This is a genomic window from Gordonia sp. L191 (assembly GCF_030077625.1).
Classification (GTDB): Bacteria; Actinomycetota; Actinomycetes; order Mycobacteriales; family Mycobacteriaceae; genus Gordonia; species Gordonia polyisoprenivorans_A.
Genome location: NZ_CP125996.1, coordinates 2917906 through 2939442, shown reverse-complemented (window position 1 = coordinate 2939442; position 21537 = coordinate 2917906). Strand labels below are relative to the sequence as shown.

Below are 21537 nucleotides of genomic sequence, written 5' to 3'. Positions count from 1 at the left end.
CAGTGACCACACGAAAGATGAAGACATGGCTGTCAAGATCAAGCTCACGCGGCTCGGCAAGATCCGCAACCCCCAGTACCGCATCGTCGTCGCCGACGCGCGCACCCGCCGTAACGGCCGCGCCATCGAGACCATCGGCAAGTACCACCCGAAGGAAGAGCCGAGCCTCATCGAGGTCGACTCCGAGCGCGCCCAGTACTGGCTCGGCGTCGGCGCGCAGCCGACCGAGCCCGTGGCCGCCATCCTCAAGGTGACCGGTGACTGGCAGAAGTTCAAGGGCCTCCCGGGCGCCGAGGGTACTCTGAAGGTCGCCGAGCCCAAGACCTCCAAGCTCGACCTGTTCAACGCTGCGCTCGCCGCCGCCGACAGCGAGCCCGTCGCCGAGGCGACCACCCCGAAGAAGAAGGCCGCCCCCAAGAAGGACGACGCACCGGCAGAGGCCGCTGACGACGCATCCGCCGCCGAGGACAAGGCCCAGGCGTGAGCGCTGTCGTCGCCGATGCGGTGGAGCATCTGGTCCGCGGCATCGTCACCAACCCCGATGACGTTCGCGTCGAGCTGATCACCGGTCGTCGTGGCCGCATGGTCGAGGTTCACGTGAACCCCGAGGATCTCGGCAAGGTCATCGGCCGCAACGGCCGTACCGCGACTGCGCTGCGTACCCTCGTCTCGGGTATCGGTGGGCGCGGGATGCGTGTCGACATCGTCGACACCGACCGCTGATCTCTCCGAGCCCGATGGAGCTCGTGGTGGGCCGTGTGGCCAAGTCGCACGGTATTCGCGGCGAACTCGTCGTCGACGTCCGCACCGATGAGCCGCAGGAGCGGTTCGCGCGCGGGACGACCCTGCTCGGCCGACTGCCGCGAGGCGCAGGCGAGCGCAGTTTCACGGTGACAGCCGCCCGGGAACATTCCGGGCGGCTGTTGCTGTCGCTGGCCGAGGTGACCGATCGGTCGGCCGCCGATGCCCTGCGTGGCACGCTGTTCCTCATCGACAGCGCGGAGGTCGATTCGGGCGACGACCCCGACGCCTTCTACGACCACGAACTCGAGGGCGTCGCGGTCTCGACGATCGACGGTGTGGCCGTGGGTGTCGTCGATTCCGTTCTGCATCTGCCGGCCAACGACATCCTGGTCGTACGCACCGACGCCGATCGGGAGATTCTGATCCCGTTCGTCCGGGAGATCGTGCCGACGGTGACCCTCGAGGGCATCGAGATCGACCCGCCGCCCGGCCTGATCGACGACGGTGACGGTGACACCGGCAGTGACGACGACGCGGAGGACCCGGCTCGGTGAGCAAGGAATCGCCCGCGTGCGCATAGACGTCGTCAGTATTTTTCCCGAGTATCTCGAGCCACTTCGGGTTGCGTTGTTGGGCAAGGCAATCGAGCGGGGCATCATCAAGCTCGGAGTGCACGATCTACGCGCGTGGGCACACGACGTCCACCGCAGTGTCGACGACTCGCCGTACGGCGGGGGACCCGGCATGGTCATGAAACCCGAGGTGTGGGGTCCGTGTCTGGACGAGGTGTGCCCCGACGACGCGCTGCTCGTCGTCCCCACCCCGGCCGGTGTGCCGTTCGATCAGTCCGCCGCTCATCGCTGGAGCAACCATGCGCATCTGGTGTTCGCGTGCGGACGCTACGAGGGCATCGACCAGCGGGTCTTCGATGATGCGGCGCGCCGCGTGCGCGTCGAGGAGGTCTCACTCGGCGACTTCGTGCTGATCGGTGGGGAGGTGGCCGCGATGGCGATGATCGAGGCCACCGTCCGGCTGATACCCGGTGTCCTCGGCAATCCCCGCTCCCACCAAGAGGATTCGTTTTCCGGCGGCCTGCTCGAGGGTCCCAGCTACACGCGGCCCGAGATCTGGCGGGACCTTCCGGTGCCACCGGTCCTGCTCTCCGGCGACCACGCGAAGGTGGCGGCCTGGCGTCACCAGCAGTCGATGCAGCGCACCCGAGAGCGCCGCCCCGACCTGTTGTCGGGTGCCGATCACCCCGATCCCTGACCCGTCCAGGCCTGTGGATTCCCGCCCCGCCGATGTCGGATTCGGGGGATATGATCGACCGATCCGCGTGAGTGGGGAGGCGACGGTGGGGGACTCCGGCAACAGTCGAATGATCGGTGCGCGCTGGGCAGACATGCTCGATGAGGTCGACCGGCAGCGCGGCGAGGTGCAGCGGGTGGCCGAGGCCGTCGCCGAGCTGACCGCCACGGCGACCAGCCCGGACCGCGCGGTGTCGGTGACCGTCGATGCGCGCGGCGTGCTGATCGAACTCGACATCGCCCCATCGGCGATGCGTCGTTATCGGGGAGAGCAACTCGCGCAGCTGATCACCGGACTCGTCGCCGACGCCGATGGCACCTTGCGCACCCACCGCGCACAACTACTCACCGCCGCGACGACGGCCACGCCGGCCCTCACCGACATCGAGCCGTCCGCCCGATGACCGCCGACCCGCACGGTATCGACGTCGACACCGACGTCACCGGCACGCTGCAAGCCGCACTGACCACCGCGGCCCGCCACCTCGACGAACTCGGAGTAGACCTCGAATCGATACTGGCGCAACTCGATTCGGCACTCGGCGACGATCCCGGCGCGCTGCGGTTCCGCAGCGGATTCGCCGACGTCGCGAGCACACTCGCCGGCACGGTGGCCAGTGCCGTCCGCGACGTCACCGCCCACGCGGCGTTGATCGACGCGGGCACCCGCGACCTCGTCGACACCGACGATCGCGCGGCGCGCGGGCTCGACACTCGTGGGCGGCAGCGATGACGGTGCGATGAGCGGGCAACCGACGAGCGGTGACACCCGCGCGCTGGCCGAGAGCCTCGCCCCCGGATGCTGGCCCACCAGCGACGACGCGGCCATGCGTGAGGTCGTGTCCTCGCTGGCCGTGCTGCGTGGGCGTCTCGAACACATCGCGGCCGACCTCGCCACCGCCTTTCGCGACGTCGAGGGTGGGGCCGGCCGCTTCACCCGGGCGATTCTCGACGGACGCGATCGCCTCGTCGGCGGCGAGGACGCCGTGCTGACCACGACCGCGCGAGCAATGGCCACCGCCGCCGATACCGTCGAGGCGTTCGCCGACCTGACCGCCACGGCACGTCTGCGTGTCGAGTTGGTCACGGCGATCACCGACCGCGACCGGATGATCGGTGCGCTCGCGGCGTCGCTCGGCGACGACACACCCGCCGTGCGGGCCGCCAGTGCCGGTCGGATGGCCCTGACGGCAGCCGGCGACGAATACACCGAACAGTCCGGGGCACTCACCCTCGAGCGATCCGACCCGGTGGCGTCGGGCGCCGGTGATCACACCGACGACCGGGCCGGCAGCGCCGCGGCCGCCACGAGCGGGATGATGCCGATGGGCGGCTTCGCCGGACTCGGCGCGGCCGCCGCCGGCGCGGGGGCGGGTGCAGGTGCGGCGGTCCGGCGCGTCGCGGCCGGCGCACGATCCGACCATGACGCGGAGCCCGGCGAGGCTCCCGAACTGACGCGCGCCGAGTATGACGCGCTCGCCCGCCGGGCGGCAGCCGTCCAGGCGTCACTGCCCGGTGCCGTCGGATCGTGGGTGCAGATCGCCGTGGGGGTGGGGGAGCACCCGGAGACCGGTCGGATGGTGGTGATCGGAACCAGCGACCCGGTGCCCTACCTGCGTCGGGGCATGTCGATACGGACCGGTGAGGAACTCGTCGGCGATGGGCGTGCCCCGGAGATCGCGCTGTTGCACCACATGCAGAACTCCGGTGCCATCCCGCTGGCGGTCGCCACCGCGTCACCTCCGTCGGCGCACTCCCGAGCGGTGATCGCCGCGTCCGGAGCCGCGCTGGTCGCCACCGCGTCGCGGTCGTCGCGCGATGCCACCGGGCCGTGACCGGCGATTTCGTCGGGCCGGGGGTCGTCTGGCACAATAGTCGGGTTGCCTGATGCCGATGTCCCCAGCGGACGTCCATCCGGGCGCACACCATGACTCGGAGCACGAACCGGTCGAACCACACTCCTGACCTCGGGTGATCCCCGGGGATCAGGGTGGGCCGCCAGGTTCCTCTGTTCACGCCACGCCAGAATAAGGACCACGACACATGAACATCCTGGACACCATCGACAAGCAGTCGTTGCGCGACGACATCCCCGTATTCGGTCCCGGTGACACCCTTGACGTCCACGTCAAGGTCATCGAGGGCAGCAAGGAGCGCGTCCAGGTCTTCAAGGGCGTCGTCATCCGCCGCCAGGGCGGTGGCATCCGCGAGACCTTCACCGTCCGCAAGGTCTCTTTCGGCGTCGGCGTGGAGCGTACCTTCCCGGTGCACAGCCCCACCATCGCCAAGATCGACGTCCTCACCCGCGGCGACGTGCGTCGCGCGAAGCTGTACTACCTGCGCGATCTGCGCGGCAAGGCGGCCAAGATCAAGGAAAAGCGCTGACGCGTCTACCCTGACGACGTGGCTGACACCTATCGCGACGGCGACGGCGCCGGGGACGACCGCGCCTACGGCGGCGGCAGCACCGATCCGTCGGGCAGCGCCGATCCCTCCGACGATGACGGTTCGCGTACCTCGCGGCCGTGGCGGACCACGAGCGACAAGCCCGAGAAGAAAAAGGGCTCGCTGCTGCGGGAGACGATCATCATCGTCGCCTGTGTCCTGCTGATCAGCTGGATTCTGCAGACCTTCATCGGTCGTCAGTACGTCATCCCCTCCGAGTCGATGGAGCCCACCCTCATCGGGTGCACCGGCTGCTCCAACGACCGGATCTTCGTCGACAAACTCTCCTACACGTTCGGGGACCCCAAGCCCGGCGACGTCGTCGTCTTCAAGGTCCCCGATTCGTGGGGGGAGGACGGCTGGGTCTCGCCGCGTTCCTCGAATCCGGTGGTGCACCATCTGCAGGATGCGTTGTCCTGGTTCGGCTTTGCACCACCGGACGAGAACGACTACGTCAAGCGCATCATCGCCGTGGGCGGGCAGACCATCGAATGCCGCAACAGCGAGGGCGTCGGTGTGAAGGTCAACGGCAAGGCTCTCAAGGAGCCCTACGTCAACATGGCGCTGCAGCAGCAGAATCTCGCCAACGGCACCGCCACGCCGAGCGCGATCGGTGATGACGGCAAGCTCAACAGCTGCCTGGGCAAGGATTTCGGTCCGATCATCGTGCCCAAGAACAGCGTGTTCGTGATGGGCGACAATCGCACCCGATCCTCGGATTCGCGCTATCACATCACCGCGAGCAGTGATGGCACGGTCCCGGTCGACGACATCCGCGGCAAGACGCAGTTCATCATCTACCCGTTCTCCCGGATGGGCGGTGTGGGCTCGGTCGACCCGCAGCAGTGAGCGGCACGCCATGATCAGCGACGTACCCGCCCGATCGGCGTCACCCGTGTCGATGTCGGCCTGCGGGGTGACGCGATGAGCCGGTGGCCACCACGATTCCCGGTCCGTCGCGCCGCGGCTCTGCGGACCTACGAGTTCACCCTGCACCGCAGCGGGCTCGGGCCGGTCGCCGGAGTCGACGAAGCCGGGCGCGGCGCATGTGCCGGGCCGCTGGTCGTCGCCGCATGCGTGTTGCGGCCCACCCAGCTCGCCTCGCTGGCCGAGCTCGACGACTCCAAGAAGCTGACCGAGGCGGCGCGCGAAAAGCTCTATCGTGCGGTCACCCGCTACGCCGAGTCGTGGTCGGTGGTGGTCATCGAGGCCCACGAGATCGACCGGATCGGCATTCACGTCGCCAACATCGAGGGAATGCGCCGTGCGGTCGCCGGGCTCGACGTCGTTCCGGGATATGTACTCTCCGACGGCTTCCCGGTGCCCGGGTTGACGGTGCCCTCGCTCCCCGTCATCGGCGGCGACGGTGCGGCCGCGTGTATCGCCGCGGCCAGCATCCTGGCGAAGGTGACCCGTGACCGCATCATGGTCGCGATGGACGGCGAGGTGCCCGGCTACTCGTTCGCCGTCCACAAGGGCTACAGCACCGCGCTACACATGTCCTGTCTCGACCGACTCGGACCTTCTGCGCAACACCGGATGTCCTACCGCAACGTCGCGTCGCGGCGGCTGCTCGACACCGGTGAGCCCGGTGTCGGCGCGGTCGCGCCCGACGCCGACGACCACGCGTCCCGCGATAGGCTTACAGGATGAGCGCTGAGGATCTCGAGAAGTACGAGACCGAGATGGAGTTGTCCCTGTATCGCGAGTACAAGGACATCGTCGGCCAATTCACCTACGTGGTCGAGACCGAGCGCCGCTTCTATCTCGCGAACGCCGTCGAACTGGTGCCCCGTAACGCCGAGGGCGAGGTCTACTTCGAGCTCCGCATGAGCGATGCCTGGGTATGGGACATGTACCGCCCGGCCCGGTTCGTCAAGCAGGTGCGTGTGCTCACCTTCAAGGACGTCAACATCGAGGAACTCGAGAAGCCCGAGCTGCGGTTGCCCGACGAGCCCTGAACCCGGCTGTGACCGCCGTCTGCGAGCCGATGCGTGATCTGACGTCGCCTCGTGGTTGGGTTTTTCCTGCCTGATTTCTCCACAGTTTTCGCCGTGTGCACGGTGGTGGGGGTGTTGTGGGCCGTGGTGGTCGGTGGTGTGGGTGTGAGGGGCGATCGTTGTCGTCATGACAGCGGAACCTGTGAGAGCCCGGGGTGGTCGTCTGGGGCGGGCGGAGGTGGCCCGGCTCGGTGAGGATCGGGCGGCCGAGTTCGTGACCGAGTTGGGTTGGACGATCCTGGAACGCAATTGGCGTAATCGTTACGGCGAGTTGGATCTGATCGCCTTCGACGGACGTCGGTTGGTGGTGGTGGAGGTCAAGACGCGGGCGTCACGGGTCTTCGCCGACCCGGTGGCTGCGGTGACGGCCGACAAGTTGGCGCGGATGCGTAAGTTGACGCGGATGTGGTTGGCGCAGCAGAAGATGTGGTGGCCCGGCATTCGGTTCGACGTCATCTCGGTGCAATTGGATCGGTCGAATCCGTCGGCGATGGAGCGGGCGGAGGTGCGCCATCATGTCGGTATCACCGAGTGAGGATCTGGTGCCGGCGCGTATGTCGTTGGGGCGCACGCATTCGGTGGGTTTGAATGCGTTCGAGGCCAAGCCGGTCGAGGTGCAGGCCAATGTGGGGCAAGGGCTTCCGTCGTTTGCGATCGGCGGTAACGTCGATGCGTTGTTGCGGGAGGGCCGGGATCGGATTCGGGCGGCGATCACCAACTCGGGGTTCACGTTTCCGGATCTGAAGGTGACGGTCAATCTGTCGCCGGCGACGATGCCCAAGCGTGGCTCGGCGCATGATCTGGCGATCGCGGTGGCGATTCTGGCTGCGCGTGACCAGGTTTCGCCGGTGAAGTTGTCCTCGACGGTGATGTTGGGGGAGTTGGCGCTCGACGGCGGGATTCGGCCGGTGGCCGGGGTGTTGCCCGCGGTGATCGAGGCGCGGAATGCGGGGTTTGCGCGGGCGGTGGTGCCGTTGGCGACGGTGGCCGAGGCGTCGTTGGTGTCGGGGATCGAGGTCGGTGGGGCGCGCACGTTGGGGGAGGTGGTGCGGTGGCTGGCGGGGTCGTTCGTGCTCGACACGGTCGATGAGAATGCGGTGCCGCCGCCGGTGGCCGCGGTTGCCGACATGGTCGATGTGGTGGGCCAGGCGCAGGCGCGGCATGCGCTCGAGATCGCCGCTGCCGGAAGCCATCACGTGTTGATGACGGGGCCGCCCGGGATCGGGAAGACGATGCTGGCGCGGCGGTTGCCGGGGATCCTGCCGCCACTGGACGACGAGGAGTCGCTGGAGGTGACCGCGATCCATTCGATCGCGGGGGTGCTTTCGCCGGGGTCGCCGTTGGTCAGTGCGCCGCCGTTCATCGATCCGCATCACACGACGACGACCACCGCGCTGCTCGGTGGCGGGACCGGGATGGCGCGACCGGGGGCGGTGTCGTTGGCCCACCGCGGGGTGCTGTTCCTCGACGAGTGCGCCGAGATGGGTCCGAAAGTCCTCGATTCCCTGCGCCAACCGGTCGAGGAGGGGGTGGTCAAGGTGCCGCGGCGCGACGGGGTGGCCGTCTATCCCGCACGGTTCCAGTTGATCCTGGCCGCCAACCCGTGTCCGTGCGCACCGACGCGGGATGTGCAATGCATCTGTAGTGCGGTGGTCCGACGGCGCTATCTGGGCAAACTGTCGGGACCGCTGATGGATCGCGTCGACATCCGGGTGCGGATGGATCCGCCCGGCAACGTCGCGCTGGCCACCGAGACCGGTGAGTCGAGCGCCGACATCCGCGCGCGGGTCACCGCTGCACGCGGCGCCGCTGCCGAGCGGTGGCGCGAATTCGGTTGGCGCACCAATGCCGAGGTACCCGGGCCGGCGTTGCGCAGGCGTTTCCGGCTGCCGCCCAAGGTCGTTCGGCCGGTGGACCTGAGTCTGCGCGAGGGGCGACTCACCGCGCGCGGCGCAGATCGCGCGCTGCGGCTGGCCTGGACGCTGGCCGACCTGGCAGGGGGCACGGTGCCCACCGAAACCGAAGTGGCCCAAGCACTTCTCTACCGCGATCGGGGGAGCTATCGATGACGACGACCGAATCCGAACGACGCGCGTGGGCCTATCTGGCCCGCGTCGCCGAACCGCCGTGTGTGCCGCTGACGGCACTGGTCGCCGAGATCGGTGTCCTCGAGGCCGCGGCGGCCGTCGCGCGCGGGCAGGTGCCGCGCGGGCACGAGGCCGTGCTCAAGGCGACGCAGGCGCGTGCCGGCGACGACCGCTCGGAGTCGGACCTGGCGGTCGCCGAGAAATGCGGTGCGCGGCTGGTGACCCCCGACGACGACGAATGGCCGGGGTTCTCGCTGCTGGCGCTGGCGAACGCCGACACCGGTGAACACGGAGGGATGCCGCTGGCGCTGTGGGCGCGCGGCCCGGCCCGGCTGGACGATCTCGCGGCGGCCTCGATCGCCCTCGTGGGATCGCGTGCCGCCTCGTCCTACGGCGAGCACGTCACCGGCCTGCTCGCCGAGGAACTCGTCGAGCACGGATGGGGCATCGTCTCCGGTGCCGCGTTCGGGATCGACGGGGTGGCCCATCGCGCGGCGCTCGCCAGTGGCGGCGCGACGATGGCGGTACTCGCATGCGGCATCGACCGCGACTATCCCGCAGCGCACTCCCGGCTGCTCGCCGAGATCGCCGACCGCGGCGTCATCGTCTCCGAGTACCCACCGCACACCACCGCGGCCCGTCACCGATTCCTCACCCGCAACCGGCTCGTCGCCGCCTTGTCCAACGCCGTGGTGGTGGTCGAGGCAGGTGCTCGCTCGGGTGCGGTGAGCACCGCCGCGTGGGCGGTGAAACTCGGGCGGCCGCTCGGTGCGGTGCCGGGGCCGGTGACCTCGGCGACCTCGGTCGGCTGTCACGAGCTGATCGCCGACGGACGCGCCGCACTCGTGGCCGATGCTGCCGCCGTGCGGACGATGGCGGTCCCCGACGGCGGGGGAGTCGCCGACCGGGGAACACCACGCAGTACCGATGGACTCACGCCGGTTCAACAGCGCGTCCACGATGCGCTGCCTGGTCGTGGCGCAGTCACGGTCGAGGAGGTGGTGTTCTCGGCAGGCGTGGAGATCGGCGAGGTCCGGGCGGCGCTTGCCGTGCTGGAACTCGGTGGTCTGGTGGCCATGGAGGGCAGCGGGTGGCGCCTGGCCTGACGTCCTCACCCGGACCCACAGGTTAGGTTGACCTAACCCGGCGTACTGTGGTTCGGGTGAAGGAGGTCCCATGGCCAAGCGAGTGAACACGATGACGGTCCTGCGGCGTGAACAGATCACCCCGCACATGGTGCGACTGTTTCTCGGGGGCGACGGATTCGACGACTTCGTGCCCGCCGTCGGCAAGGACGGACGCGCCGAGACGGACATGTACGTCAAGCTGATCTTCATGCCCGAGGGGGTGGAGTTCCCCGACGACTTCGACCCTCGGGCATCGAGATCGCTTCCGCCCGAACAACAACCGACGCTGCGGACCTATACCGTGCGTAAGGTCGACGCCGAGCGTCGAGAACTGCTCATCGACTTCGTCGTGCACGGCGACGAGGGCCTCGCCGGGCCCTGGGCGGCGAGTGTCGAACCTGGTACCACCGTCCACTTCCTCGGCCCGGGAAGCGGATATCACCCCGATCCGGCCGCACCGTGGCACCTGCTCGCCTGTGACGAGGCGGGGCTGCCCGCCGTCGCCGCGGCACTCGAGGCACTGCCGTCCGATGCCGTTGCCAAGGTCTTCATCGAGGTCGCCGGTCCCGACGATGAACTCGAGTTGAGCGCACCCGCCGGTGCCGAGATCACCTGGCTGCATCGCGGTGGCGGGGCAGGTGAGGTCGGCGAGGACAAGGCCGGTGACAACGCGCCGCTCGTCGCCGCGGTCCGGGAGACAGCCTGGCTCGAGGGAGAGCCGCAGGTGTTCATCCACGGAGAGGCGCAGGCCGTCATGCACAACCTGCGCGCCTATGTCCGCAAGGAGCGCGGGGTGAGCGCGGCCAACGCATCGATCTCCGGGTACTGGCGACGCGGCCGTACCGAGGAGGGATTCCGGCAGTGGAAGGCCGAACTCCGCGAGACCGAGGAAGGCTCCGAGAAGCCGGGGCTCGGACAACGGGTGCGCAACCTCGTCCGTTGAGGCCACCTCGACCCGTCACGATCGGGTCCGGCCGTACCGATCCGGCAACGACACGGCGTGTGTGGTTGCCGGATCGGCGGTCGGGCGATGTGCTCGGGGCATGAGCGAGGCAGACGGCATCGATGGGCCGGGAGTCGTCGACGGTGCGGGCGCCGACGTCGGACGCGGGTCCACGGTGCTGGCCGACTTCGCCGAGTATTTGCGATTCGAGAAGGGGCACAGCGAGCACACGATCCGCGCCTACACCGGTGACGTTCGCGGACTGATCAGTTTTGCCGGAGCGAGTGGCGCGTCGATCTCGGCGATCGATCTCGGCCTTCTGCGCGCGTGGCTGGCCGAACACACGCGTCGCGGCGCCGCCCGCACCACCGTCGCCCGTCAGGTGTCCTCGGCGAAGACCTTCTGTGCGTGGGCCGTTCGCGAAGGTCTGTTCGCGAGTGATCCGTCGAGCCGCCTGCAGGCGCCTCGGGCGCACCGCACCCTGCCCGCGGTGCTGACCGCCGAGCAAGCCGCGGCCGCGGTGTCCGCGGCCTCGTCGGCGCCCACCGGTGAGTTGGCCGCCGAGGGCGACGACGTTGACCCGATCGCCCTGCGCGACCGGGTCATCCTGGAGTTGCTCTACGGCAGCGGGATTCGCGTCGGCGAGTTGTGCGGACTCGACCTCGACGACGTCGACACCGGTCGCCGCGTCCTGCGGGTGATCGGCAAGGGCGACAAGCAGCGGACCGTTCCGTTCGGGGTACCCGCCGACCACGCCGTACAGGCCTGGCTGTCTCTCGGTCGCCCCCGCCTGGCCACCGACGGCTCGGGTGCGGCGCTGCTGCTCGGTGCGCGGGGCGGACGCCTGAACCAGCGCACGGCGAGGACCGTGGTGGCCACGGCCGTGGCCGCGATCGACGGACCGCGGATGGGCCCGCACGGCTTGCGCCACAGCGCCGCAACGCATCTGCTCGAGGGTGGCGCCGACCTGCGGGTGGTGCAGGAGCTGCTGGGCCACTCCTCGCTCGCCACCACCCAGCTCTACACCCACGTCAGCGTCGAACGCCTGCGTGCCGCTCATCGGCAGGCCCACCCCCGCGCGTGAATCGCTCACGGTGACAGCAGCCCGTCGAGCGGTTTGAGTCGTACCCGTATTGCGCCGAGGAGTGCCAGCGGGTTGAGATAATCCGCGGCGCGGCCGCTTCCGCGTCGTGCTCCCCAATGCAGGCACGCCGCAGCCTCACACCCTGGGTGGCCCGCCTCGATCGTCCCGATCACCTGTCCGCGATGCACCCGGACACCCCGACGCACGCCGGCGCGCACCGGCTCGTAGGTGGTGATGATCCCGTCGCCGTGCTCAATCGACACCGTCGGTTTGCCCGCCACGACCCCGGCGAAGCGGACGATCCCGTCACCCGCGGCCAGAGCCGCGGCGCCGGAGGTGGTGGCGAGATCGATTCCACGGTGCCCGGGCTGCCAGCGCTGGGTCGGTTCGTCGAACCCGCGGACCACCGTCGGCCGGGGCGGCAGCGGCGCCGAGTACCGCGAACCCGGTGGCGTGGCGACATTCGCCGCGGACATCGGCTGTGCGCCGACGAGCGCGGGCATCGCCATCAGCAACGACACCACGACGGCGAGTTCGACCACGCCGATGACGAGGGGGCGCCGAAGGCGCAGGAGAATGGTCATGACAGATCAGACGCAGCGCACCGACGATCCGCTCCCTTCGGGCCGAACGAATTCCGCGGAACGGTTGCACGGCCGCGATTCCGCAGAGCTGCGCAGGTCGGATTTTGGAGCTGTGCTGGGCGTACGCGTATGCTGATCGGGCACCTCGCCGACGGCGGGGTGACTTCGCGCGCTCGTCACCAGATCGCCTCCCGTCGTGGGGGAGATCGACAACCTTCCGCGTGGGCGGTCCCGGTACCCCCGGGTTCCGCGCGGATGCGGGCGCCAGGGTTCGGACCACCCGGTCCCGAGCATCAACCGACACAAAGGAATGAGACCTCATGGCTGTCGTGACCATGAAGCAGCTGCTGGACAGCGGCGCACACTTCGGGCATCAGACCCGCCGTTGGAACCCGAAGATGAAGCGATTCATCTTCACCGACCGCAACGGCATCTACATCATCGACCTGCAGCAGACGCTGACCTACATCGACAAGGCCTACGAATTCGTCAAGGAGACCGTCGCCCACGGCGGCACCATCCTGTTCGTCGGGACCAAGAAGCAGGCGCAGGAGTCGATCGCCGGTGAGGCGACCCGCGTCGGCATGCCGTATGTCAACCAGCGCTGGCTCGGTGGCATGCTCACCAACTTCCAGACCGTCCACAAGCGTCTGCAGCGTCTCAAGGAACTCGAGACCATGGAGCAGACCGGTGGCTTCGAGGGTCGCACCAAGAAAGAAATCCTGATGCTGACCCGCGAGAAGAACAAGCTCGAGCGGACCCTCGGTGGTATCCGCGATATGGCCAAGGTGCCTTCCGCCATTTGGGTGGTGGACACCAACAAGGAGCACATTGCTGTCGGTGAGGCACGCAAGCTCAACATCCCGGTCATCGCGATCCTCGACACCAACTGCGACCCCGACGTCGTCGACTACCCGATCCCGGGCAACGACGACGCCATCCGCAGCGCCGCGCTGCTCACCCGCGTCATCGCCTCGGCGGTTGCCGAGGGCGTGCAGGCCCGGGCCGGTGCGGCATCGGACGACTCCAAGCCGGAGGCCGGCAGCGGCGAACCCCTCGCCGAGTGGGAGCAGGAACTGCTCACCCAGGCCACCGCGCCCGCCGAGGGCGACGCCACCCCGGCGTCCTGACCCCCGGCGTACCCACGGGACGCGCCGAGTAACCGATCACTCTCTCTAAGGAGGCTCGCCAACGATGGCGAACTACACCGCAGCCGATGTGAAGCGTCTCCGCGAGCTCACCGGCTCTGGAATGCTGGACTGCAAGAAGGCGCTCGAGAACAACGACGGCGACTTCGACAAGGCCGTCGAGGAGCTGCGCATCAAGGGCGCCAAGGACGTCGGCAAGCGTGCCGAGCGGTCCACCGCCGAGGGTCTCGTCGCCGCCAAGGACGGCGCGATGATCGAGCTCAACTCCGAGACCGACTTCGTCGCCAAGAACGCCGAGTTCCAGGAACTCGCCGACCAGGTGCTCGACGCCGCGCTGGCCGCCAAGACCAGCGACGTCGAGGAGCTCAAGGCAGCCAAGCTCGGTGACGGCACCGTCGCCGACGCCGTGCAGGCACTCTCGGCCAAGATCGGCGAGAAGCTCGAACTGCGTCGCGTCGTGTTCTACGACGGCCCCGTCGCGATCTACCTGCACAAGCGTGCGTCGGATCTGCCGCCGGCCGTCGGCGTGCTGGTGTCCTACACCGGTGAGGGCGACGCCGCAGCCGAGGCCGCGCGCAACGCCGCGCAGCAGGTTGCCGCTCTCAAAGCCCGTTACGCCAGCGAGGACGAGGTCCCCGAGGACGTCAAGGCCGACGAGCGTCGTATCGCCGAGGAGACCGCCAAGGCCGAGGGCAAGCCCGAACAGGCTCTGCCGAAGATCGTCGAGGGTCGGCTCAAGGGCTTCCTCAAGGACGCGGTCCTGGTGAACCAGCCGTTCGTCAAGGACTCGAAGAAGACCGTCAAGGACGTTCTCGACGAGGCCGGCGCGACCGTCAAGGGTTTCACCCGCTTCGAGGTCGGCCAGGCCTGACCGACCTGTCACGAGGCCATCCGCGAGGGCCCTGATCCACCACGGTGGGTCGGGGCCATCGTGTATGTCGGGCTCAAGGTCACCGCGGGCCCGTCATCGCGCCGGCCGCGGCCGGCGCAGTCCGAGACACAACCCGGCCACGACCACGGCAGCGGTGGCCAACACCCACAGCGTGGAGCGAAACGCGCCGACGAAGGTCCGTGCGGCCACCTCGCGGCTCGCGGCGTGGATCTGCGGGCCGGTCTGGGCGGTGAGTCGGCCGACGATTCCGGACCTCTCGCCCTGCGTCGCGCACCCGGGAGCGGGGCGATCGGGATGCGGCGAGGTCAGCTGGGCGGAAGCACACCGCGTGAAGCGGTCGACGACGAGGCCGCGCACGGCCGGGTCGATGGAGGTCGTCTCGAGTGAGACGGCCAGGTTCGAGCCGGCTGCCGGGACGGCCGTCGCAGACTGGGCCGCGACCTGGCCGAAGAAGAACATCGTGACCACAGCCAGGCCGATCGACGCGCCGATCTGCTGGACGGTCGGAACACATCCCGATGCCGAGCCGACCGTCTCGGGTGCAGTGTCGGCCAGGATTGTGGTCTGCAGGGGAGCGACGAACAAGCCGGTACCCGCGCCCCCGATCAGCAGCGGTGCGATCACCGCCGGTACGGACAGGGTTGCGCTGTCCGGCGCCAGCGTCACCGCGAGCCATCCGAAGCCGACGGCCACCACCATCGCACCACAGTTCAACACCGTTGATGCGCCCAGACGTTCGGCGAGCACACCCGAGGACACCGAGCCCACGATGGCGCCGATCGCGAACGGCAGTGCCAGCATCCCGGTGCGCAGCGGCGAGTACCCCAACCCGAACTGGGTCGACACCGACACGGTGAAGAAGAACCCCGCGAACACGCTGAAGAACATCAACGACAGCAGAAGGCCGACGGTGAACCGGCGCGCCATGAACAGGTCGGTACGCAGCAGCGGTCGGCCACCCGTTCGGGTGAGTCGCCGCTCGTGAAAGGCAAAGGCGAGCAACAGGACTGCCGAGCCGGCCAACATCGCCCACAGCTGCGGTGGCCACCCCTGCTCGCGTCCGACGGCGAGCGGATAGAGCAGACCGAACAATCCGGCGCTCGACAGCACGACCCCGACGACATCGGGCCGGCCGCGCACACCGTCGCGCATCTGGGGGAGCCGCCCGGCGGCGAGCAGACATCCGACGACGCCGATCGGTACGTTGACGAAGAAGATCGTGCGCCAGCCCCAGCCGGCGATGTCGGCGCTGATCAGCACGCCGCCGATGGCCGGGCCCAGCATCGCGGCCACCCCCGCGACCGCGCCGTAGATGCCGAAGATCCGGGGATGCAGCGGCTTGGCGAACAGTGCGGTGATCAGCGCCAGGGTCTGTGCCGACATCAGCGCCGCACTGACCCCCTGGAGGCCGCGGAACACGATGAGTTCGGTGGGGGTGCGGGAGACGCCGCACAGGACCGACGCGACGGTGAAGGCGATCAGTGCGGACATGAACAGTCGTCGTCGCCCATACCGACCGCCGAGCGTGGACGCGGTCAACAGGGTGCACGCGAACGCGAGCGTGTACACGCTCAGGACGAACAACTGCTGGGCCGTCGAGGCGCCGAGTTCGACCGTCAGGTCGGGTAGTGCGATGTTGACGATGGTGGTGTCGAGCATTTGCATGAACACCCCGAGCAGGGCGCCGGCGAGGGCCAACCACGAGCCGCGCGGCGGCACCGGGGCGGGCGCGTCACACGCGGAACTGTTCTGGGAGGCTGGGTGATTCGTGTGCTCGATACCGGTCATCGGCCGGATCAGGTGAGCGCGAGCGCCGTCGGACGATAGTCGCCGGAGCGGGCGATGGCGGCCATGATCGTGCGCAGTGCGTCGGTGTATCGGGGGAGCGCCACATGCGCCTCTTCGGTGTCGGGGAACAGCAAGGTCATCGACGTCTGGTCGCGGAATCGGTTGATCCACATGAACACCTCCTCGCTGCTGCCCCGATTGCCGTACAGGCAACCGTTGATGGCGTCGAAGACGTCGACGCCGGGGAGTTTGCGCACATCGACGTAGGACACCATCGGTACCGACCACCCCGGTGTCACGTCGATGCCGTCATCGGGCTCGACCAACTCGAGTACCCGATGCAACGACACATCGGTGAGTTCCTTACCCGCCGTGTAGCTTTCGGCCGCCGGGCCGACGATCGAGGTGAACGTCGCGTCGGCGCCGACGGTGATCGGCACCGGGATCAGACTGGTGAACCAGCCAACCGAATTCAGTGCCGGTCCCGGCGCCCGGGTGCTCTTCGGAGTCATGCCGAGATAGTCTGTGCACCCGGTGAACTCGTAGCTTGCCAGTGCGGCCACCGCCATCAGTCCCGCGGTCATGTTGGAGTCGTGTGCGCGACAGATGTCCTCGAAACGTTGCGCCTCGTCTTCGGAGAAAACCGACATCGTCAGGAGTGCGCTGCGTGTGTGGCCCTCGCTTTCGCCACCGAGTGGCAACGGGAATCCTGGCAGCACACCGCCATTGGCCTCGAGGAGCTCCACCCAACGGCACACCTGCGGAGACTGCCGTGTCAGGGCGGCCGAGACGCTGCGCTCGTGCTCGCAATACTCGATGTAGCTGCCCACCTCCGGCAGTCCGGTGTCGAGTCCGAAGGCCTCGTTCATGTACAGCGTGATCAGTTCGGTACAGGTCAATGCCTGCGAAATACCGTCAGTGTCAAGGTGATCGATCGCTCCGTACATGGTGAAGCCGCCCTCCCACTCGATCGCTCCGAAGGTGAAGCAGTCCCACGAGAACGGCCCCGGTGTCTCGTTCTGGATCTGTTCACGAATCGCTGTGGCCGAGGCCATGTCCCCGTGTGTGGTGGGGGTCATCGAGATGATGGCCGGGTCGACGACGTGGCGGGCGATGGAGCCATCGGGCTCCTCGGAGAACCAACAGCGGAAGGTGTCGTGGCGACGTAGGAAGGCGTCGATGGCGCGGGTCAGCGCGTCGGCGTCGAGCGGTGAGTGGAAATCGAAGGCCTGCAGGCACAATCGGGAGAATCGGAAGCCCGCGGACTGATTGCGTTGCGCAGCACGAAGGTAGGCCTCCTGCTGATGGGACGGCGGGACCGGATGGATGGGCGCGCCGGTGGCCGCGGCCACCGCGGTCGGTGACATCGTCCAGCTGGTCAGCCGACCGATGCGGGGCTCCCATTCGTCGATGAGGCCGAAACTGACCACGACAACCTCGATTCTCGAGAAGTAGATTTCGTGCGACGCGCGCAATGGCCCGTATCGGGCGGCGTGTCGAAAAGTGCTGCAGGACACACACGTTGTGGGGTGACAGTACAGCCGTCCCGCGGCATTGGCAACCAGTCACAGTTGATCAATTCGACCAAACCGACTGCACAACAGTGTATTTGATCGCAGTTGGTCAGATGACTCAGTTGGTCTTCGGTCAAACTGTGGACAAGTGTTCACGCCATCGGGCACACTTCCGAGCGTCGACCCGCCAGGTCGGCACCACTCATCGACGCCCCGCGTTCTCTGGTTCCGTGTTCTCCGGTTCAGCGGGACCCCGTCACCGGAGGAATCCTCATGCCGTCGCCCATACCCCGCCCCCGCGTCATTCGCCGGCCCAGGGTCACACCGATTGTGGTTGTGCTAGCCGTGTTTCTCGCAGCAGCCGTCGTGTCGGCCGTCGGAACCGCACAGGCGACTCCGGGCGGCGCGAGCATCGTCTACCGGCACGACGTCGCGTCCCGAGAGATCGCGGTGGGCGTGTACTCGCCGGCGATGCGACGCACCATCGACGTCCGGATGATCCCCGCACGCAGTGCGCACGCGCCGACGCTGTACCTGCTCAACGGCGCGGCCGGAGGCGACGGCGGCAGCAGTTGGTTCGATCAGACCGACATCCGCACTTTCTTCGCCGACGACGACGTCAACGTGGTGGTCCCGATGGGTGGTGCGGCGAGCTACTTCACCGATTGGCGTCGCGACGATCCGGTCCTCGGCCGTCAGAAATGGGCCACCTTCCTGACTTCCGAGCTGCCCAGCGTCATCGACGGCGACCTAGGTGGCAATGGTCGCAACGCCATCGCAGGGATCTCGATGGCCGGGACGTCGGTGTTCCAGCTCGCTCTGCGCGCGCCGAACCTGTATCGGGCGCTGGGCTCGTTCAGTGGCTGCGCGCAGACGAGCGACCCCGTGGGGCAGGCCGCGGTGCGCATGGTCGTCGAGGGCCGGGGCCACGGCAACACGGTCAATATGTGGGGTCCTCCCGCCGATCCCGAATGGCGGGCCAACGACCCCTATGTCCACGCCGACCGATTCCGCGGCAAGTCGATCTACATCTCCAACGGGTCGGGTACGCCCGGCCGCTACGACACGTTGAACGGACCGGGTATCGACGGCGACGCGACCAAACTGTCCGAGCAACTGGCCGTCGGCGCGGTCATCGAAACGGCCACCGATGCCTGCACCCACACCCTGCAGCGGCGCATGACGCAGCTGGGCGTGGCGGCGACATTCCACTTCTATCAGGGAGGCACGCACGCCTGGCCCTACTGGCAGGACGAGTTGCACCGCGCGTGGCCGCAATTCGCGCAGGCACTCGCGAGGTGACGATCGCGACCGGGCAGGACGCCGCGACCTGGTGGGAATCGAACACCTGGCCCCTCGCCGCGCCCCACGACGCCCGACCGTTTCGGGCCGGCACCCTTGACGACCTCGTCGCAGCCAAGGCCGGCCGATCCATGTCGGTGGTGGTGCCCGTCGTCGGGGATGGCGCGGCGGTGGACGTGGTGCTCCGCGCATTCGCGTCGCACTCCGGGCGGCTGGTCGATGAGGTCGTGGTGAGCACCGACGGCGTCGGCGGCGCGTGTGAGGCGTCCGGCGTCCGCGTGGTCCCCAGGCCGTCGGTGCTGCCGGGGCTCGCGACCCTGCCCGGGCGGGGCGAGGTCCTGTGGCGCTCGGTGGCTGCGGCCACCGGTGACATCGTTGTGGTCCTCGACGGTGCGCGACCGGAACCGGGGGACGTCGCGCGACTCGTCGAACCTCTGCTCACCGTCGACGAGTTGCGGCTGGTCAAGGGCTACCGCCACAGACTCGTCGCCGACGACGCCGATCCGGTCGGAGGCGGTCGGGTCACCGAGTTGATGGTCCGCCAGCTGATCGCCGCGCTGAGGCCCGAGCTGTCCGGGTGATCGAGCCCCTGGCCGGTGAGTTCGCCGCCGATCGGGACCTGTTGACATCGATTCCGTTTGCACCCGGCGACGGTGTCGACATCGGGATCCTGCTCGACACACTCCACCGCGACGGGATCGACGCCATCGGCCAGGTGGAGCTCGCGTCGCGATCTCCCCGTGAAGACGGACTGCGCGAGGGCGGCGTCACGTCGCGACAGATCGTCGCGACCTTCCTCCGACGTGTCGGGATCGACGATTCGGCGGCGCCGTTGACGCAGTTCGTACCCGACGGGCAGGGTGGTTTCGATCCGATGCGCAACTATCCGGTGATGCACGATCTGCCGCCGCTGTGCGGGATCGACATCACCGTTGGCTGCTGAGGTGTTCGCCGGAACGCTCATCGTGCCTGCTCAGCGGTAATACAACGACGTTCTGCTCGGCTGGTGGAGGGTGTCCGGCGCGTCTTTTTGCTGCCGGTCGGTGGCGCCGCGCTCCGATTCGGACGGACGGGACCATAAGATGGTGAGTCGAACCGACGAGTGAGGATGTTGATGAGCGAAACCCCCGACACCCGACAGTCCAAACGTAGCGGCTTCGGCCGTGTGCTCCTCAAGCTCGGTGGCGAGATGTTCGGCGGGGGAGAGGTCGGCCTCGATCCCGACGTGGTCGCCACGGTCGCCGACCAGATCGCCGAGGTCGTCGAGTCCGGTGCGCAGGTGGCCGTGGTCATCGGCGGCGGGAACTTCTTCCGTGGTGCCGAACTGCAACAACGCGGCCTTGACCGTGCGCGCTCGGACTACATGGGCATGCTCGGTACGGTCATGAATTGCCTTGCGCTGCAGGACTTCCTGGAGAAGCGGGGAATCACCACCCGAGTGCAGACAGCCATCACGATGGGTCAGGTGGCCGAGCCGTATCTCCCGTTGCGTGCGCAGCGACATCTGGAGAAGGGCCGGGTGGTCATCTTCGGCGCCGGGATGGGCATGCCCTACTTCTCCACCGACACCACCGCCGCGCAGCGTGCGCTCGAGATCAAGGCCGAGGTCGTGCTGATGGCCAAGGCTGTGGACGGCGTCTACAGCGCCGACCCCCGCGTCGATCCCGATGCCACGCTGTTCCGCGAGATCACCCACCGCGAGGTCCTCGACCGAGAACTGAAGGTGGCCGATGCGACCGCCTTCAGCCTCTGCATGGACAACAAGATGCCGATGTTGGTGTTCAATCTGCTGGAACGTGGGAACATCGCGCGTGCCATCGCCGGAGAGCGCATCGGGACACTGGTGAGGACCTGATCGGCGGAGGCCAGACCCACCACCGATCCCGACGAACCGGCGAGCCGCATCCAGCCCGACCCGCCACGACGAAACAGGAACACACAATGATCGACGACACGCTGCTCGACGCCGAGGAAAAAATGGAGAAGGCGGTGAGCGTCGCGCGTGAGGACATGGGTTCGATCCGGACCGGACGGGCCAACCCCGCGATGTTCAACAAGGTGGCCATCGAGTACTACGGCGCCATGACACCGATCACCCAGGTCGCGAGTATCAACACCCCGGAACCCCGGCTGGTGGTGATCAAGCCGTACGAGGCGTCGACCCTGCGCGACATCGAGACTGCCATCCGCAACTCCGATCTCGGTGTGAACCCGACCAACGACGGGACGCTGATCCGCGTGGCCGTGCCGCAGCTGACCGAGGAGCGCCGCAAGGATCTCGTCAAGCAGGCCAAGGGCAAGGGTGAGGACGCCAAGGTCTCCATCCGCAATGTCCGTCGCAAGGCGGTCGAAGAACTCAAACGCATCCAGAAGGACGGCGAGGCCGGTGAGGACGACGTGGTCCGTGCCGAGAAGGATCTCGACAAGACCACTGCCGGGTATGTGGCGCAGGTCGAAGAACTCGTCAAGCACAAGGAATCCGAGCTTCTCGAGGTGTGAATGACGTCCGCGGTGTGAGTATCACCGGGGGCGACGACCGAGATGAGGCAAGACGGACGAGTCGAGACGACAG

General features: G+C 68.0%; 26 protein-coding genes. 23 read left to right on the top strand and 3 right to left on the bottom strand.

Going from position 1 to position 21537, the window contains the following annotated elements:
- Positions 1–25: 25 nt before the first annotated feature.
- The 16 genes from rpsP (at position 26) to QNM97_RS13080 (ending at position 11737) form a co-directional block, all read left to right on the top strand.
- Positions 26–484: a 30S ribosomal protein S16 gene (rpsP, locus tag QNM97_RS13155; protein ID WP_208790886.1), complete on the top strand. Its 459-nt coding sequence runs from the start codon at positions 26–28 to the stop codon at positions 482–484.
- On the top strand, positions 481–723 hold the full coding sequence (locus tag QNM97_RS13150; protein WP_208790887.1) for an RNA-binding protein: 243 nt from the start codon (positions 481–483) through the stop codon (positions 721–723). Before rpsP ends, QNM97_RS13150 begins: the two co-directional genes overlap by 4 nt.
- 14 nt (positions 724–737) lie before the next feature.
- A complete protein-coding gene (rimM, locus tag QNM97_RS13145; RefSeq protein WP_283818927.1) occupies positions 738–1298 on the top strand; it encodes a ribosome maturation factor RimM in 561 nt (186 codons plus the stop codon).
- A gap of 16 nt (positions 1299–1314) precedes the next feature.
- Positions 1315–2013, top strand: a complete 699-nt coding sequence (gene trmD / locus QNM97_RS13140) for a tRNA (guanosine(37)-N1)-methyltransferase TrmD (RefSeq protein ID WP_283818926.1) — start codon at positions 1315–1317, stop codon at positions 2011–2013.
- A gap of 67 nt (positions 2014–2080) precedes the next feature.
- Positions 2081–2455, top strand: coding sequence for a YbaB/EbfC family nucleoid-associated protein (locus tag QNM97_RS13135; protein ID WP_283818925.1), 375 nt, complete (start codon positions 2081–2083; stop codon positions 2453–2455).
- A complete protein-coding gene (locus QNM97_RS13130) occupies positions 2452–2784 on the top strand; it encodes a hypothetical protein (RefSeq protein ID WP_283818924.1) in 333 nt (110 codons plus the stop codon). Before QNM97_RS13135 ends, QNM97_RS13130 begins: the two co-directional genes overlap by 4 nt.
- A gap of 7 nt (positions 2785–2791) precedes the next feature.
- Entirely contained in the window at positions 2792–3886 is a 1095-nt protein-coding gene (locus QNM97_RS13125) for a hypothetical protein (RefSeq protein ID WP_283818923.1), read from the top strand.
- Positions 3887–4094: 208 nt separating this feature from the next.
- Positions 4095–4436 (top strand): 50S ribosomal protein L19, encoded by a 342-nt coding sequence (rplS, locus tag QNM97_RS13120; RefSeq protein WP_208790892.1) that lies wholly within the window; start codon positions 4095–4097, stop codon positions 4434–4436.
- An 18-nt stretch (positions 4437–4454) separates the two neighbouring features.
- A complete protein-coding gene (gene lepB, locus QNM97_RS13115) occupies positions 4455–5345 on the top strand; it encodes a signal peptidase I (RefSeq protein ID WP_283818922.1) in 891 nt (296 codons plus the stop codon).
- Positions 5346–5420: 75 nt separating this feature from the next.
- Positions 5421–6149, top strand: coding sequence for a ribonuclease HII (locus QNM97_RS13110; protein WP_208790894.1), 729 nt, complete (start codon positions 5421–5423; stop codon positions 6147–6149).
- Positions 6146–6457: a DUF2469 domain-containing protein gene (locus QNM97_RS13105; RefSeq protein ID WP_006371311.1), complete on the top strand. Its 312-nt coding sequence runs from the start codon at positions 6146–6148 to the stop codon at positions 6455–6457. The genes QNM97_RS13110 and QNM97_RS13105 overlap by 4 nt, the downstream gene beginning before the upstream one ends.
- A gap of 166 nt (positions 6458–6623) precedes the next feature.
- The gene (locus QNM97_RS13100; protein WP_283823061.1) at positions 6624–7031 is read left to right on the top strand and encodes a YraN family protein; all 408 of its coding nucleotides are present in this window, start codon (positions 6624–6626) and stop codon (positions 7029–7031) included.
- Between the two features lie 19 nt (positions 7032–7050).
- Positions 7051–8565 (top strand): YifB family Mg chelatase-like AAA ATPase, encoded by a 1515-nt coding sequence (locus tag QNM97_RS13095; protein WP_283823194.1) that lies wholly within the window; start codon positions 7051–7053, stop codon positions 8563–8565.
- Positions 8562–9689, top strand: coding sequence for a DNA-processing protein DprA (dprA, locus tag QNM97_RS13090; RefSeq protein WP_283823060.1), 1128 nt, complete (start codon positions 8562–8564; stop codon positions 9687–9689). Before QNM97_RS13095 ends, dprA begins: the two co-directional genes overlap by 4 nt.
- Before the next feature lie 70 nt (positions 9690–9759).
- On the top strand, positions 9760–10653 hold the full coding sequence (locus QNM97_RS13085; protein ID WP_283823059.1) for a siderophore-interacting protein: 894 nt from the start codon (positions 9760–9762) through the stop codon (positions 10651–10653).
- A gap of 100 nt (positions 10654–10753) precedes the next feature.
- A complete protein-coding gene (locus QNM97_RS13080) occupies positions 10754–11737 on the top strand; it encodes a tyrosine recombinase XerC (RefSeq protein WP_283823058.1) in 984 nt (327 codons plus the stop codon).
- A 5-nt stretch (positions 11738–11742) separates the two neighbouring features.
- Here the strand turns inward: QNM97_RS13080 and QNM97_RS13075 are convergent, their stop codons facing one another.
- Positions 11743–12321, bottom strand: coding sequence for a M23 family metallopeptidase (locus QNM97_RS13075; RefSeq protein ID WP_283823057.1), 579 nt, complete (start codon positions 12319–12321; stop codon positions 11743–11745).
- 320 nt (positions 12322–12641) lie between these two features.
- Here QNM97_RS13075 and rpsB point away from each other — a divergent pair, with 320 nt between their 5' ends.
- Together rpsB and tsf are read left to right on the top strand one after the other, a co-directional pair.
- Positions 12642–13451 (top strand): 30S ribosomal protein S2, encoded by an 810-nt coding sequence (gene rpsB / locus QNM97_RS13070; RefSeq protein ID WP_006371318.1) that lies wholly within the window; start codon positions 12642–12644, stop codon positions 13449–13451.
- Positions 13452–13515: 64 nt separating this feature from the next.
- Positions 13516–14340, top strand: coding sequence for a translation elongation factor Ts (tsf, locus tag QNM97_RS13065; RefSeq protein WP_208790899.1), 825 nt, complete (start codon positions 13516–13518; stop codon positions 14338–14340).
- Between the two features lie 93 nt (positions 14341–14433).
- Here the strand turns inward: tsf and QNM97_RS13060 are convergent, their stop codons facing one another.
- A complete protein-coding gene (locus QNM97_RS13060; RefSeq protein ID WP_283823056.1) occupies positions 14434–16149 on the bottom strand; it encodes an MFS transporter in 1716 nt (571 codons plus the stop codon).
- Between the two features lie 8 nt (positions 16150–16157).
- Complete coding sequence (locus QNM97_RS13055) at positions 16158–17579, bottom strand: condensation domain-containing protein (RefSeq protein WP_283823055.1); 1422 nt, start codon at positions 17577–17579, stop codon at positions 16158–16160.
- 357 nt (positions 17580–17936) lie between these two features.
- Between QNM97_RS13055 and QNM97_RS13050 the strand changes: the two genes are divergently transcribed.
- The 5 genes from QNM97_RS13050 to frr all read left to right on the top strand — a co-directional run bounded on the left by QNM97_RS13050 (position 17937) and on the right by frr (position 21464).
- Positions 17937–18965 (top strand): alpha/beta hydrolase, encoded by a 1029-nt coding sequence (locus QNM97_RS13050; RefSeq protein WP_283823054.1) that lies wholly within the window; start codon positions 17937–17939, stop codon positions 18963–18965.
- Entirely contained in the window at positions 18962–19546 is a 585-nt protein-coding gene (locus tag QNM97_RS13045) for a glycosyltransferase family protein (RefSeq protein WP_283823053.1), read from the top strand. The genes QNM97_RS13050 and QNM97_RS13045 overlap by 4 nt, the downstream gene beginning before the upstream one ends.
- On the top strand, positions 19543–19908 hold the full coding sequence (locus QNM97_RS13040) for a glycosyltransferase family protein (RefSeq protein ID WP_283823052.1): 366 nt from the start codon (positions 19543–19545) through the stop codon (positions 19906–19908). The genes QNM97_RS13045 and QNM97_RS13040 overlap by 4 nt, the downstream gene beginning before the upstream one ends.
- Positions 19909–20079: 171 nt before the next feature.
- Positions 20080–20820, top strand: coding sequence for a UMP kinase (gene pyrH, locus QNM97_RS13035; RefSeq protein ID WP_283823051.1), 741 nt, complete (start codon positions 20080–20082; stop codon positions 20818–20820).
- Between the two features lie 86 nt (positions 20821–20906).
- Positions 20907–21464, top strand: coding sequence for a ribosome recycling factor (gene frr, locus QNM97_RS13030; protein WP_283823050.1), 558 nt, complete (start codon positions 20907–20909; stop codon positions 21462–21464).
- Positions 21465–21537 lie beyond the last annotated feature (73 nt).

Coding starts and splice junctions, on each gene's coding strand:
- rpsP (WP_208790886.1), top strand. CDS start 26: ATGGCTGTCAAGATCAAGCTCACGCGGCTCGGCAAGATCCGCAACCCC.
- rimM (WP_283818927.1), top strand. CDS start 738: ATGGAGCTCGTGGTGGGCCGTGTGGCCAAGTCGCACGGTATTCGCGGC.
- QNM97_RS13130 (WP_283818924.1), top strand. CDS start 2,452: ATGACCGCCGACCCGCACGGTATCGACGTCGACACCGACGTCACCGGC.
- QNM97_RS13125 (WP_283818923.1), top strand. CDS start 2,792: ATGAGCGGGCAACCGACGAGCGGTGACACCCGCGCGCTGGCCGAGAGC.
- rplS (WP_208790892.1), top strand. CDS start 4,095: ATGAACATCCTGGACACCATCGACAAGCAGTCGTTGCGCGACGACATC.
- QNM97_RS13110 (WP_208790894.1), top strand. CDS start 5,421: ATGAGCCGGTGGCCACCACGATTCCCGGTCCGTCGCGCCGCGGCTCTG.
- QNM97_RS13105 (WP_006371311.1), top strand. CDS start 6,146: ATGAGCGCTGAGGATCTCGAGAAGTACGAGACCGAGATGGAGTTGTCC.
- QNM97_RS13100 (WP_283823061.1), top strand. CDS start 6,624: ATGACAGCGGAACCTGTGAGAGCCCGGGGTGGTCGTCTGGGGCGGGCG.
- QNM97_RS13095 (WP_283823194.1), top strand. CDS start 7,051: ATGTCGTTGGGGCGCACGCATTCGGTGGGTTTGAATGCGTTCGAGGCC.
- dprA (WP_283823060.1), top strand. CDS start 8,562: ATGACGACGACCGAATCCGAACGACGCGCGTGGGCCTATCTGGCCCGC.
- QNM97_RS13085 (WP_283823059.1), top strand. CDS start 9,760: ATGGCCAAGCGAGTGAACACGATGACGGTCCTGCGGCGTGAACAGATC.
- QNM97_RS13080 (WP_283823058.1), top strand. CDS start 10,754: ATGAGCGAGGCAGACGGCATCGATGGGCCGGGAGTCGTCGACGGTGCG.
- QNM97_RS13075 (WP_283823057.1), bottom strand. CDS start 12,321: ATGACCATTCTCCTGCGCCTTCGGCGCCCCCTCGTCATCGGCGTGGTC.
- rpsB (WP_006371318.1), top strand. CDS start 12,642: ATGGCTGTCGTGACCATGAAGCAGCTGCTGGACAGCGGCGCACACTTC.
- tsf (WP_208790899.1), top strand. CDS start 13,516: ATGGCGAACTACACCGCAGCCGATGTGAAGCGTCTCCGCGAGCTCACC.
- QNM97_RS13060 (WP_283823056.1), bottom strand. CDS start 16,149: ATGACCGGTATCGAGCACACGAATCACCCAGCCTCCCAGAACAGTTCC.
- QNM97_RS13050 (WP_283823054.1), top strand. CDS start 17,937: ATGCCGTCGCCCATACCCCGCCCCCGCGTCATTCGCCGGCCCAGGGTC.
- pyrH (WP_283823051.1), top strand. CDS start 20,080: ATGAGCGAAACCCCCGACACCCGACAGTCCAAACGTAGCGGCTTCGGC.
- frr (WP_283823050.1), top strand. CDS start 20,907: ATGATCGACGACACGCTGCTCGACGCCGAGGAAAAAATGGAGAAGGCG.